Source organism: Streptomyces sp. CNZ287, from assembly GCF_007827615.1.
The window spans coordinates 761,605-774,953 of the sequence record NZ_VISV01000002.1; the positions used below are offsets into that span (position 1 = coordinate 761,605).

Below are 13,349 nucleotides of genomic sequence, written 5' to 3' on the forward strand. Positions count from 1 at the left end.
GCCCGCGGGAGAGGAAACGGCGATGACGGACAAGGCACTGCTGAGGCGTTCCCTGGAGGCCGTGCGCACCCTGCGCGAGCAGGTCGACGAGCTGCGCGCGCGGGCCGCGGAGCCCATCGCCGTCGTCGGCCTCGGCTGCCGCTTCCCCGGCGGCGCGGACGGCCCCGAGCGGTTCTGGGAGCTGCTGCGCGAGGGCCGCGACGGCGTCGTGGACGTGCCCGGGGACCGGTGGCCCGTCGAGGGCTGGTACTCCTCCGACCGGAGCGAGCCCGGGACCTCGTACACCCGCCGCGGCGGGTTCCTCGCCGAGGGTGCCCACGCGTTCGACGCCGGGTTCTTCGGCATCACCGACGCCGAGGCCCGCGACATGGACCCGCAGCACCGGCTGCTGCTGGAGACGAGCTGGCAGGCACTGGAGAGCGCGGGGCTGCTGTCGGGGACCACCGCCGAGCGGCGCGTCGGCGTCTTCGTCGGCGTCTCGGGATCGGAGAACACCCTGCTGCCACGGTCGCCGCGCGCGGCGGGTCCGTACACCGCGACCGGCTCCGCGATCAGCGTCGCCGCGGGCCGTATCGCGCACACCTTCGGGCTGCGCGGCCCGGCCCTGGCCGTCGACACGGCGTGCTCGTCGTCGCTGCTCGCGGTGCACCTCGCGGCCGAGAGCCTGCGCCGCGGCGAGTGCACCGCCGCCCTGGCCGGCGGGGTGAGCGCCATGATGTCGCCCGCCGTGATGGTCGCGCTCTGCCGGATGGAGGCACTGGCAGAGGACGGCAAGTGCAAGGTCTTCGACGCCGCCGCCGACGGCTACGTACGCTCCGAGGGCAGCGGCATGGTCGCCCTCATGCGCGCCTCGGACGCCGCGGCCGTACGCGCCCCGGTCCTCGCCCTCATCCGCGGCTCCGCCGTCAACCACGACGGCCGCACCAGCGGCCTGACCGTCCCCAACGGCCGCGCGCAGCGCGAGCTGATCACCGACGCCGTGGCCGCCGCCGGGGTCGAGCCGCGGGCCGTGGACTACCTGGAGGCGCACGGCACCGGCACCGCGCTGGGCGACCCCATCGAGGTACGCGCCGCCGCCGACGTGCTCTGCGCCGACCGCGACCCCTCGGCACCGCTGCGCATCGGCGCGGTCAAGTCCAACATCGGGCACCTGGAGGCCGCCGCCGGGGTGGCGGGCCTGATCAAGACCGTGCTCGCGCTCCGCCACGGCGAGCTCCCCGGCGGCCTCCACCTGCACAAGCCCAACCCCCGCCTCGGCGTCGAGCGACTGCCGGTGGCGCTGTGCGACCGTACGGCGACGTGGCCGCGCCACGGCGACGGCCGGCCCCGTACCGCAGGCGTCAGCTCCTTCGGCTTCTCCGGCACCAACGTGCACGTCGTGCTCACGGAACCGGACGCCCAACCGGCGCGCACCGCGGGCCCCGAGCGCCCCGCGCACGTCTTCGCGCTCTCCGCGCGCGACCCCGAGGGCCTGCGGGAGGCCGCCGCCCGGCACGGCCAGTGGCTCGCGACGCACCCCGACGCGACGCTCGCCGACTTCTGCCACACCGCCACCGCGCGCCGCGCGCACTTCGCCCACCGCACCGCGTTCGTCACCGCCTCACGCGACGACCTCGCGCGCAGGCTCGCCGCGCTCGCCGCGGGCGAAGGACCCGAACCGCCCGCGGTACCCCGGCAGACCGCGGCGGCCGAGGCGGTCGGCGCCCGCGACCGGGCCCCCGCGCCGCCCGTCGCCTTCCTCCTCGACGCCTCCGCATCCGCCGCGGAGCGCATCACCGAGACGCTGTACGCCACCCACCCGGGTTTCCGCGCGCACGTCGAGCGGTGCACCGCGGAACTGCGCGCTTCCGACGGAGAGCCGGACGGCGCGCCCGCCGCGCTCGCCGCCGACGTACGGACCGTGGCCTGCCAGATCGCGCTGGTCCGCACGCTCGCCGACTGGGGCATCGCCGCCGGCGCCGTCGCCGGCGGTGCCGCGCCCGGAGACCTCGCCGCGGCCGTCCTCAGCGGCGCCCTCGACGCCCCGGCCGCCGGCGCCCTGCTCGCCGCCCGGCACGGCGCCGCCGCCCCGCCGGCCGCGCTTCCGCAACGCCCGCGCGCGCTGCGGCTGCTGCACGGGCCCGACGCCGCCGAGGCGGGCGCGGACCAGGCCGCCGACCCCGGGTTCTGGCTGCGCACGGGGCCCGGCGTTCGCCCGGAGGCCGCCGCCGCGGCGCTCGCCGCGCACGGCTACGACACCCTCGTCCACGTCGGCGGCCCCGCGGCACGGCCCGCCGGCGAGGTCCGGGGGCTGCCCGGTGACGACATCTGGCGCGAACTCCTCGGCTGGCTGGCGGACCGGCACGTCGCCGGCCAGGACGTCGACTGGTCGGCCTGCGACGACGGCTACGAGCGGACCCGGCTGGACCTGCCGGGGCAGACGTTCCGACGCCGTACGCACCGCCCGGACGCCGCGGCAATCGATGCCGCTCCCGCGGCGTCCGGGGTCGGTGCGCCCATGGGAGCGCTCGGGCTGCGGCAGGTCGCCTCGCCGCTCGCGCAGCGCCAGTACACGACCGCCGTCAGCCGTGCGGCGCTGCCCGAAGTCGCCGACACCGCCGGGGTCCTGCACGTCGGCTACTACCAGGAACTGCTGGCCGCTGCGGCCCGCACGGGCCCCGGGCTGCGGCTGGACGACGTACGGTTCGAGCGGGCCCTGACGCTCGCCCGCGGCCAGGAGCGCACGGTGCACCTGGCGGTCGGCCCGGCGGACGGCGACGGCTGGGCGGAGTTCTCCGTACACAGCCGGGAGGCCGGCGAGACCTTGCCCGAGTCCTCCGGCGACGAGGGATGGCACCGGCACGCCGCCGGCCGGCTGCGCCCGGGCGGCGGGGGAGAGGCGCGCACGCTGACCGAGGCGGCGCGGGCGGAGATCCGCGAGCGCTGCCCCGTACGCTTCGAAGGCGCCGAGTTCTACCGGCAGATGGCCGAACGCGGCGTCCCCCTGGGCCCGTCCGTCGAATGGGTCGACGAAGCGTGGCTCGGCGAGGGCGAGGTGCTGGCCCGCTTCCGCCTGCCGACGCCCGCCGAGACCGCGGCAGCCGAGGGCCGCCCGGAGCGCGTGCTCCCCGTGCCCGCCGGCATGCTGGACGCCTGCGTGCAGCTCTACGCGCTCGCCGCCGGCCCCCGACTGGCCGAGCGGGACCTGTTCATGACCGCCCGCCTCGGCGAGGTCGGCTTCGGCGCGCCCGCCGAGGGCGTCCTGTGGTGCCATGTCCGGCTGACCGCGCCGGTCGGTGAGCTGCTGGTCGGCGAACACCTGCTGTGCGCGGAGGACGGAGCGGCGGTCGGCTGGGGCCGCGGCACCGAGATCAGCGTCATCAGCCCGAGCACCGGGGCGTACGAGACCCCCGCCGACGGCGTACGCGACGACGCGGCCCGGCAGCGCTTCCACGGCCCGGACGGCGCCGCGGCGCTGCGGGATCTGCTCACCGGCATGGTCGCGGAACTGCTGCAGCTGCCGCCCGCCGAGGTCCCGGGCAGCCGGCCGCTCGCCGAGACGGGCCTGGACTCCCTCGCCGCGCTGGAGTTGCGCCAGCGGGTACGCGCGGAGACCGGCGCCGACCTCCCGGTCGACCTGCTCATCGCGGGCCCTTCGCTGGACGAGGTGGTGGAGCGGCTCTGCGGGTCCGTCGCGGGCGACGAGCCGGCCGCCCCCCGCCCGTACGACATGGACGGCAGGCTCTGGCTGCCCGTCACGCCGCGGGACGACGCCGGCGTGCGGCTCTTCTGCCTCCCGTACGGCGGCCGCGGCGCGTCCCTCTACCGGGAGTGGACGGGCGCCGCGGACGCCGGTGTCGAGGTGGTGCCCGTGCAGTTGCCCGGCCGGGAGGAGCGCGCCGACGAGCGCTGCCTGGTCGACGCGGACGAGGCAGTCGACGCCGTCGCACAGGCGCTCAAGCCGCATCTGGACCGGCCGTTCGCCTTCTACGGGCACAGTATGGGCGCCCTCCTCGCGTATCGCCTGGCCCACCGGCTGGGCGCGGAGTACGGGGAACTGCTGCGGCACCTCTTCGTCGGCGCGTTCAGCGCCCCGACCGGCGGCGAGAACCCGCTCGGCGCCCGGCTGCGGGCAGTGACCCAGCGGCTCGGCTACGAGCAGATGCCGGAGCACGAGGAGCTGGCGCGGGTGCGGCGGGCGCAGCCGCGGCTCTACGACACGGCGCTGCGCGCGGAGCTGGGCGAGCACCTGGCGGGCAAGGCGGACGTGGCCATGGACGGCGCGGGCTACTCGGACCTGCGGGTGGTGCAGAGCTACCGGCACGACCCGGCGGAGGCGCCGCTGCGGGTGCCGGTGACGGCGTTCCACGGTGCCGGCGATCCGGTGGTCGCGGAGCAGGACGCGGACGGGTGGCGGCCGTTGACGGACGCCGGGTTCGAGCTGCTGGTCGTACCGGGCGATCACTTCTTCGTCCACGGCGACCAGAGCGGCGCGCGGGTCCTGGCGGAGATGGCCGCGCGGCTGCGGCAGCCGGTACGGGTCTGACCCCGGAAGCCGCCGCCGAGGGCCCGGGCCGACCTCGCCCGCGGGGCGGACAAGCCGAAGGGGCGGGCGAAGCCGGTTGGCTTCGCCCGCCCCTCGCCGTAGCAGGGCCGGGCGGTCCCGTCAGACCGCGGCCGGCAGCTCCAGCCGCTCGTCCGCGACGAGGATGGCCTGCTGCAGGTTGCGCAGCGCCCGGCAGGGCTCCAGGCCGAGTTCCTCGTTGAGGCGGGTCCTGGCCTGCTGGTACGTACGCAGCGCGTCCGCCTGCCGCTCCGAGCGGCACAGCGCGAGCATCAACTGCCGGTAGAACGTCTCCCGCAGCGGATACTCCGCGGTCAGCGCGGACAGCCGGCCGATCAGCTCGCGATGCAGCCCGAGGCTCAACTGCGCCTCGATCAGCCACTCCAGGTACTCCAGGCGGGTCTCCTCGAGCCAGGTGGCGAAGCCCGCGATGATCGGGCCGTCGCACAGGTCCCCGAGGACCGGACCGCGCCACAGGGAGAGCCCGTCCTCGAAGGCGGTGACGGCCTGCTCTGGACGGCCCTCCTTCAGGTGCAGGCGCCCCCGGTGCAGCAGCTCCTGGAAGCGGTCCACGTCGAACTCGTCGTCCTCCAGGTGCAGCAGGTAGCCGGGCGGGCGGGTGAGGATCGGGTTGTCCCGGCTGCCTGGCTCGCCGAGGAACTTGCGTAGCTGCGAGATGTAGACGTGGATGCCCGCGGTCGCGCGGCGCGGCGGGTTCTGCCCCCAGATCTCGGCTATGGCCTCGTCGATCGAGACCACCTGCCGGGCGCGGATCAGTAACAGGACGAGGAGCACCTGCATCTTCTTGGCGCTCACGAATCTGCTGCCGCGACTGTCCACCACCCGGACAGGTCCGAGTATTTCGTACTGCACTTTTCAACCCCCGATGAATTTCTCTGGGCCGAAGTACCCAGTTTTCATGGCACTGTTGTTCAATTCTCTCGCCGCTACAGGCAGGGGAGCTTGTGTGTGACGCGACGATGCTGTAGAGGTCTTTGCAGGCTATGGAGGGGGTAGGGGGTGCCGAAACCCCTACCCACCCCTAAGTCCCCCCTATGTGTTGTCAGGGGTATTGCGCAGGGCGTGCAGCGCCGTGTGTGACGCATTCACGCCCCCCGGTCAATGCGTCGTGATCATCCGCCGTTCTCGCAAATGCCCGGTTATTCACCCCGGCGTATCCGCTGCCCGATATCCGCGTGCGCGACCACGGGAATGCGCCCGTCCGTACGGCAACGGCCGTAAGGCCCCCTGTGGTGCACAGGGGGCCTTACGGCCGGGGACTCCGGCGGACCGGCCGGAGGCCGGGAGGGGCGGGCTGAGCGGCCTCAGCGCGGGGCGTGGCCCTGGCGCATCGCCAGCAGCGAGCCGAACGTCCAGTCCACGGTCTGCTGCACGTGCGCCGGCGCACCGTGCACGTCGTCGAACTCGTTCATGCTGACCTGCTTCACGTGCTGCCGCACGAACGCCGGGTCCCCGGCCGGGATGATCTCGTCGCGGAGGCTGGCGGAGTAGCAGACGGGGATCTCCAGCGCGGCCAGCTCCTCGGGCGTCAGCGCCCAGTCGGCGAGCGTCTTGTGCAGCGCGTCGTCGTCGCCCCCGGCGGTGCCGGTCAGCCGGGCCAGCGTGTGCCGGGTGATGCCGGGCACGCCGCGCAGCCAGTCGGCGTCGACGAAGAACTCGCTCACCGGCGCCCCCGACGTCACGATGCCGCGCACTCGGGCATCGTGCCCGGCCCAGCGCAACGCGAGGTGCCCGCCGAAGCTGTTCGCGAGGGCGTACGTGTCGGTGACGTCGGCCCGGTCCGCGATCGCGTCGAGCACGGCGGGCAGCATCCGCCAGCTCTCCCGGTCGTACGGGAGGGTGTTCTCGCCCACCCCCGGCAGCTCGGTGACGACGATGGCCATGCCCAGCGCCGCCGCCTGGAGCGTCACCGGCGCCCACTGCTCCTTGAGGCTGACGATCCCGCCCGTCACCAGCAGCACCGGCTTCGGCTCCGCCGCCGAGAGCCCGCCGGCCCACGCCACCACCTCGCCGTCGGCCAGCGGCGCGGTGATCCGCTCGATACCCTGCTGGCCGGCGCGCCAGCGGTCGAACGCCGACCGGCATTTCTCGTACGCCTCCTGCCGCGCCGGGCCGTCGACGACCGGGAAGCGCGCCATGGTGTAGCAGAGGAACGCGGGCAGCAACTGCCCGGCGCCGTCGAGTTCCGCGGCGGCCGCCGACCACTCCGCCGTCCACGAGCCGGGGGCGCCGTCCTCGTCACTGGTGATGCGGTCGAGCACCTTCTCGTACTGCCCGGGGGGCAGTTGGAGTGCCTTGGCGTGGACGAGCGCGAACTCCTTGAGCTCCGTGACGTCGTTCATCGTGTTCCCTCCCGCGCCCAGCGCACGGTCAGGGCGAGGTGGGCCGGCACCGCGTCGATCTGCCGCAGCTCGTGACGGAAGTCGGCGGTCCCGTCCTCGGCGTGCCCGTGGGCGTCGAAGCCGTTCCGTGAATAGAAGTCCCTGACCTTGCCGTTCTTCGGCGACGGCACGTACTGTGCCGCGACTGCCTCGGCCCCCTCGGCCCTGCCGTGTTCCAGCAACGCGCTGAGGCAGCCCTGCTCGATGCCGCGCGCGAAGACCCGGCAGCTCAGCAGGAAGTTGTCGACGTGCCACACGGGTCCGTCGGTCCGTACGAACACCGCACCGACGAGGCCGTTGTCGCCGAAGCGGTCGCCGGAGCGGATGGCCAGGACCAGGTTCCCCGGCGAGCCGGCCAGGGAGGCGACCTCGTCCTGCTGGAGCCGCCGGGTGGTCAGGTTGAACTGGTTGGTGCGCTGGGTGAGCTGGGCGACGCGCGGCACGTCGGCCTCGGCGGCGGCGGTCAGCTCCACCCGTACGTCCAGCTCGCGCAGGTAGTCGTCGAGCGAGGAGAAGGAGTCGAGGAAGTCCTTGCGGACCAGCTCCTCGCGGTAGCGCTCGGGGCGGCGGACGTCGTCGTCGGTGAGGTCCCGCACGTCGAACCAGCCGTCGGCGAGCAGCCGCCCGGCGTGCAGCGCCGGGTCGCCGTCGAGGTGGAGCACGGTGACCTCGGGCAGCTCGCGGGCCACCAGGCCGCACTCGTAGGGGCTGTCGTCGGCGAAGACGAACGAGTCGAGGCCCAGGTTGAGGTCCTCGGCCAGCGCCCGCAGGTTGTCGTGCTTGGGCGACCAGTTGGCGACCACCCGGACGAAGTCGTCTTCGCGCAGGGTCATCTCGGGGTGGTCGCGCAGCACCTCGCGTACGGGCTCCACGTCGTTCTTGCTGACGGCGGCCACCAGCACCCCGCGCGAGGCGAGCTGCTTGACCACCCGCTGCATGCGCTGGAAGGCGCGCCCCGTGCGCCCGTCGGCGACCTCGATGCCCTCCCGGCCGTCGTCGCCGAGCACGCCGCCCCACAGCGTGTTGTCCAGGTCGACCGCGAGCACCTTCTTCGCCCGCCCTGACCGGCCGCGGGCGAGGTGCGCGACCTCCCGCGCGACGGCGGCGGTCAGCTCGGCCGCGAACGGCGTGCCGACGTAGGTCGCCAGCCGGTCCTCGGCGAGGGCGGCAGGGCCGGTGAGGAGCGGGTCGAGGTCGAGGACGACGAGGCCCGGGTGCTCGTCCATCAGCCCGAGGAGCCGGGCGTTGCCCTCGCGCCAGACGGCGCCGAGGCGGGCGCGGGAGCGGTGGTCCACGAGCTGGGCGGTGAACTCCCGGGGCAGCGGCATCGTGGTGTAGACGAGGGTGCCGGAGCCGGAGGTGCCGTGGGTGGCGGCGAGCTTGCCGAGGAGGTGCACCTTCTCGGTCAGTACCCGCTCGACGTCCTCGGGCCGCCAGGGGCGCGGCACCTCGTCGAAGACGATCCCGGCGGCCAGCAGGCAGACCACAAGGTCGGTGCCGGCGGCGTAGACCTCGCCGGCGGGGTCGGCGAGGTCGAAGAGCCAGCTGTCGTAGTCCGCGACGTGGGAGCGCAGCAGCATGCCGTGCCTGGCCAGCTCCATGGTGAGCGGCGGCACGAGGCCGGCGACCGTGCCGTGCCCGGTGACCGCGACGGACACGGTCGGGACGCCGGGGTGGACGGCGAGCACCTCGTCGGGGGAGAGGCGGGACAACAGCCGCCCGGCGCGCTGCCGTTCGTCCTCACCGAGGCCGTGCAGGAGTGCGGGGAGTCTCGGGTACTCCGCGACCAGGCTTCCTGACCGGTGCAGCTCCGCGACGGGATCCGGAGCGGATGGCGGGGGAGCGGGGGCAGCGGACACGGATCTCACACCTCCTGGTGGACCAGCGCAGCGGGCCGCCGGGCGGGCGCTACGGGAGAGGCGCGGGCGGACCGCCCCCAGGCTCGCGAGCGGGGCTTGACGGGGCCTTGGAGGGGTCTAAAGCGGTCGTACGCAGGGGTGGCGGCCCCGCGCGCCGGGCCGCCACCGCCGGGGTCTCGGGGCTCCTCGGCGGTGCACGCCCGGGGGCCGGTACGGCACGGGCGCCGCGCTCCGCTGCGTGACCACAGCGGCGCACGGCGCCCGTTGGGTAACCCCTGCGATCCGGTCAGCCGGTCGCCTCCAGCGCGAAGCCCGACTTGATCCACTTGCTCGACTCGATGGCGACGCCGAGGGCCCGGTCGCCCGCGGCGAGCTTCGGCAGCAGCCGCTCCAACTGGAAGAACACCAGCGCGTTGCCGTTGTTGCCGGTCTCGTCGACGCAGGAGACCTCCTGCGCCTCCGGCGCGCCCATCCGCTCCCGGATCTTCGCTGTCATCCGCCCGGAGAGCTGCGGCGGCAGCACGTACGCCAGCTCGTCCGGCTTCCAGTCCAGCCCGTTCAGCAGCTCCTCGGCCGACTCGGCGGCCATCTCCGGCACCGCCGCCTCGATCGCCTTGTAGTCCTCGCTGACGGGCGGGCCGTCGAACCGGCGGCTCGCGCCGTACCAGTCGAGCGTCTGCCCCGGCTGCTTGCCGAGCCCCACCAGCTTGGTGAACACCGCCCGCAGCGCGGGCCCCGGCGACGGCTCCGCGGTGAGCACCAGCGCGCCGGCACCGTCCCCGAACAGCATGAGGTTCACCAACTGCGCGGGCGGCAGCGCCGCAGCGTCCATGTCCGGATCGACGAGCTTCGCCGAGACGTCGCCGCCGAGGACCAGCGCCGTGCGGTGGCTTCCCGACAGCAGCAGCCCCGCCGCCACCGACAGCGCCTGCACCGCGCCCGAGCACCCGGACTGCAACTGGTACGTCGGCACCTGGTCGATGCCCAGCCGGTCCGCGACGACATTCACCGTCGTCGGCATCAGCATGTCCGGCATGGCCGTGCCCATCACGACCACGTCGACGTCCGACGGCTCCAGGCCGGCCGCGGCCAGCGCCCGCCGGCCCGCCGTCTCGCCGAGGTCGGCGAGCGAGAACCGCGGCTCGCCGGTCTCCAGGTCGACCGCGAGATGGCGGTACTTCGTGCCGACGAACGCCTCCGCCCACTGCTCCCACATTGGGCCCAGGCCCATGCGGCGGCCCAGGGTCGCGTTGTCGATGGGCGGGCCCGGCGACGCCGTGCCGAGGCCGGCGACCCGCAGGCCGCTCTCCCGGTTCAGAACGAGCACGTGATCACCAGGCCACCGGGAGCGAACTCGCGGCGTACATCGTCGCCTCCGCGCGCAGCGGCACCTCTTCCGGCTCGACCGCAAGCCGCAGGTCGGGGAAGCGGCGGAAGAGCGCCGAGTACGCGATCCGCATCTCCACCCGGGCCAGTTGCTGGCCCAGGCACTGGTGGATGCCGTAGCTGAACGCCATGTGCCCGGAGGTGGAGCGGCTCACGTCGAAGGTGTCCGCGTCCTCGAACCGCCCCGGGTCGCGGTTGGCCGCCGACAGGGACACGGTGACCCCGTCGCCCGCCTTGATCAGCTTGCCCTCCAGCTCGACGTCCTCCAGCGCGGTGCGCGGCACGCCGAACTGGGCGATCGTCAGGTACCGCATGAGCTCCTCGACGGCGTTACCGAAGAGCTCCGGGTCCTCGCGCAGCCGCTTGACCTCGCCGGGGTGGCGCAGCAGCGCGTACGTGCCGAGCGACAGCATGCTGGCGGTCGTCTCGTGCCCCGCCATCAGCAGCAGCATCCCGATGCCGGTCAGCTCCGCGTCGTTCAGCTCACCGGTCGCGATCAACCCGCTCAGCAGGTCGTCCTCGGGCTCCTTGTGCTTGAGCTGCACCAGCTCGTGGATCAGCCCGTAGATCGCGGCGAAGGCCGCCGCCACCTCCTCGCCGGAGGAGCCGATGCGCATGACGGTCGTCGAGTGGTCCTGGAAACGCTTGCGCTCGCCGTACGGCACGCCCAGCAGCTCGCAGATCGCCAGCGAGGGAATCGGCAGCGCGAACGACGGCACCAGGTCCGTGGGCGGCCCCTGCCGCTCCATCTCGTCCAGGTGCTCCTCGGTGATCTGCTCGATCCGCGGCTCCAGCGCCTTCATCCGCCGTACCGTGAACTGGCCGGTGAGCAGCCGCCGGTAGCGGGTGTGGTCCGGCGGGTCCATGTGCATGAAGAAGCCGGGCGGCACCTTCTCCCAGGGCCGGCCGCCGGAGGGCAGCTCGAACGGCACCTTCTTGATGTCGCCCCGGGCGCTGAACCGCTGGTCGCTGAGGACCTTCCGGGCCGCGGCGTGACTCGTCACCAGCCAGCCCACGTGCCCGTCCGGGTACAGCAGCGGGCTCACCGGCTCCTCGGCACGCAGCCGGCCCAGCTCTTCCGGCGGGTCCAGCGGGCGCGGCCGCTCGGTCGGCAACCGCCGGGGCGGCGTGGACAGCGTGTCCGACATGACGCGTTTCCTTCCTCCGCATGCGAAGCCGCGGGGCCGGCACTGCCGGTCCACGCCTTTCCCGCCCAGCCTCGGGTTATGGCCTTAAGGCGGACTTGGGCGTGCTTAAGGCGCGTCGGCCCGCTCGGCGGGTTCGGCCGCCTCCTCGAACCGGATGACCTGTGCCGGGCAGGAGCGCACGGCTTCGTCCACCGCCTCCCACTGCTCCTCGGCGGGGCGCTCTTCCAGCACCACGACCTGACCTGTCGCCTCATCCTGGTCGAAGACCCGCGGGGCCAGGAGCGTGCACATGCCAGACGCGACGCACCGCTCGATCTCGGTCTCGACCTGCATGGAGGAATCCCGCATGAGGGCATCCTTCCGGAACTCGGATCCGTTGAACCGGCCCGTAGCGTAAGGCCATTCACCTCCGCCTTCGTAGCCGGAAAAGGCTTTAGAAACCGGCAAGTCACCCCCAAGCCGCGGCCCGCATGGTGAACCGGGCGGCATACGGCAACCGCCCGGCACCGGACCATGCGGAAAGGGCGGAACAGCAAATGGCGGAAGCAACCCGGGGCCCGAACACCCGAGTTCACGGAGTCGTACTCGGGGGCGGCCTCGCCGGCGTGCTGGCCGCACGGGCCCTGCGGGACCACGTCGACCACGTCACCGTGGTCGAACGCGACACGTACCCGGAGGAACCCGAGCCCCGCAAGGGCGTCCCGCAGGGCCGGCACGCGCACATTCTCTGGTCCGGTGGCGCGGAGGCCATCGAGGCGCTGCTCCCCGGCACCCTGGACCGGCTGCGCGCCGCCGGCGCCCACCGCATCGGCGTCAAGGAGGACATGGTCCTCTACAGCGCCTACGGCTGGCAGCACCGCTTCCCCGGCTCCCACTACGCGCTCACCTGCAGCCGCCCCCTCCTCGACCAGACGGTCCGCGAGGCCGCCCTGGACCACCCGGACACCGAGGTGCTGACGAGGACGGAGGCGCACGGGCTGCTCGGCGACCGCACGTGCGTCACCGGCGTCCGCGTACGCACCCCGGACGGCGGCACGCGCGAACTGCCCGCCGACATCGTCGTCGACGCCACCGGGCGCGGCTCCCGGCTGCGGCACTGGCTCACCGATCTCGGCCTGCCGCCCGCCGCCGAGGAGAGCGTCGACACGGGACTCACGTACGCCACCCGCGTCTTCCGCGCCCCCGCCGGCGCCCCCGCGGACTTCCCCGTCGTCAGCGTCTACGCCGACCACCGCACGGGGCGGCCGGGCCGCAACGGCCTGCTCCTGCCCATCGAGGACGGCCGCTGGATCATCACCCTCTCCGGCACCCGCGGCGGCGAACCGACCGCCGACGACGCGCGCTTCGCCGAGTTCGCCCGCGGCCTGCGCGACCCGGTCGTCGCGGACCTGATCGAGGCCGCGGAGCCGCTGACGCCGGTCCGTACGACCCGCAGCACCCTCAACCGCCGCATGCACCTCGACCGCCTCGCCGACCGCCCCGAAGGGCTCGTCGCGCTCGGGGACTGCGTGGTGTCCCTCAACCCCATCCACGGCCACGGCATGAGCGTCGCCGCCCAGTCCGCCCGGGCGCTGGAGACCTCCCTGAGCCGCGCCGGCGGGCTGAAGCCCGGCCTGGCCCGTACGGCGCAGCAGGCCATCGCCGCCGCCGCCGACGCGCCGTGGCTGCTCTCCGCCTCGCAGGATCTGTGCTACCCCGACAACAAGGCCACGGTCAGCGACCCCCGCCTGACCACCCAGGCCGCGCAGCGGCAGGGGTTCGCCGACCTGGTCACCAGCGCGTCCCTGGTCAACGAGCGCGTCTGCGACGCCCTCACGGCCGTCACCACGCTCACCGCACCGCTGGGCAGCCTGGAGACGCCCGAATTCCTGGCGTCGATGCGGCAGCAGGGCCGGCCGCCGCTGACGGCGGCGCCGTTGAAGGACGCGGAGGCGGCGGTGCTGCGGTCGGCGAAGTAGCCGGAACCCGCGGCGAGAACGGCCCCGGAGAACAGCAAGACAAAAGACAATAA

Annotated in this window: 8 protein-coding genes; 2 read left to right on the forward strand and 6 right to left on the reverse strand. The window is 74.0% G+C overall.

Translation table 11 applies throughout. From position 1 onward, the window contains the following. Positions 1-22 precede the first annotated feature (22 nt). Entirely contained in the window at positions 23-4,525 is a 4,503-nt protein-coding gene (locus FB457_RS07500) for a beta-ketoacyl synthase N-terminal-like domain-containing protein (protein WP_145781256.1), read from the forward strand. Positions 4,526-4,645: 120 nt separating this feature from the next. On the opposite strand, the gene FB457_RS07505 is transcribed toward FB457_RS07500, so the two are convergent. From FB457_RS07505 to FB457_RS07530, 6 genes are all read right to left on the reverse strand, one after another. Next, complete coding sequence (locus tag FB457_RS07505; protein WP_047014298.1) at positions 4,646-5,416, reverse strand: AfsR/SARP family transcriptional regulator; 771 nt, start codon at positions 5,414-5,416, stop codon at positions 4,646-4,648. A 452-nt stretch (positions 5,417-5,868) separates the two neighbouring features. Further along, positions 5,869-6,906: an alpha/beta fold hydrolase gene (locus FB457_RS07510; protein WP_047014297.1), complete on the reverse strand. Its 1,038-nt coding sequence runs from the start codon at positions 6,904-6,906 to the stop codon at positions 5,869-5,871. Next, positions 6,903-8,804, reverse strand: a complete 1,902-nt coding sequence (locus tag FB457_RS07515) for an HAD-IIIC family phosphatase (RefSeq protein ID WP_145781257.1) — start codon at positions 8,802-8,804, stop codon at positions 6,903-6,905. The genes FB457_RS07510 and FB457_RS07515 overlap by 4 nt, the downstream gene beginning before the upstream one ends. 286 nt (positions 8,805-9,090) lie before the next feature. Beyond that, the gene (locus FB457_RS07520) at positions 9,091-10,131 is read right to left on the reverse strand and encodes a 3-oxoacyl-ACP synthase III family protein (protein WP_047014295.1); all 1,041 of its coding nucleotides are present in this window, start codon (positions 10,129-10,131) and stop codon (positions 9,091-9,093) included. Between the two features lie 4 nt (positions 10,132-10,135). Beyond that, entirely contained in the window at positions 10,136-11,338 is a 1,203-nt protein-coding gene (locus tag FB457_RS07525; RefSeq protein WP_145781259.1) for a cytochrome P450, read from the reverse strand. A 105-nt stretch (positions 11,339-11,443) separates the two neighbouring features. Continuing rightward, positions 11,444-11,686 carry a 4Fe-4S domain-containing protein gene (locus FB457_RS07530; RefSeq protein ID WP_145781260.1) on the reverse strand — a complete coding sequence of 81 codons (243 nt, stop codon included), beginning with the start codon at positions 11,684-11,686 and terminating at the stop codon, positions 11,444-11,446. Between the two features lie 188 nt (positions 11,687-11,874). On the opposite strand from FB457_RS07530, the gene FB457_RS07535 reads away from it, so the two are divergent. After that, entirely contained in the window at positions 11,875-13,296 is a 1,422-nt protein-coding gene (locus FB457_RS07535) for an FAD-dependent monooxygenase (protein ID WP_145781262.1), read from the forward strand. Positions 13,297-13,349: the final 53 nt, after the last annotated feature.

Coding starts and splice junctions, on each gene's coding strand:
- FB457_RS07535 (WP_145781262.1), top strand. CDS start 11,875: ATGGCGGAAGCAACCCGGGGCCCGAACACCCGAGTTCACGGAGTCGTA.
- FB457_RS07525 (WP_145781259.1), bottom strand. CDS start 11,338: ATGTCGGACACGCTGTCCACGCCGCCCCGGCGGTTGCCGACCGAGCGG.
- FB457_RS07530 (WP_145781260.1), bottom strand. CDS start 11,686: ATGCGGGATTCCTCCATGCAGGTCGAGACCGAGATCGAGCGGTGCGTC.
- FB457_RS07510 (WP_047014297.1), bottom strand. CDS start 6,906: ATGAACGACGTCACGGAGCTCAAGGAGTTCGCGCTCGTCCACGCCAAG.
- FB457_RS07500 (WP_145781256.1), top strand. CDS start 23: ATGACGGACAAGGCACTGCTGAGGCGTTCCCTGGAGGCCGTGCGCACC.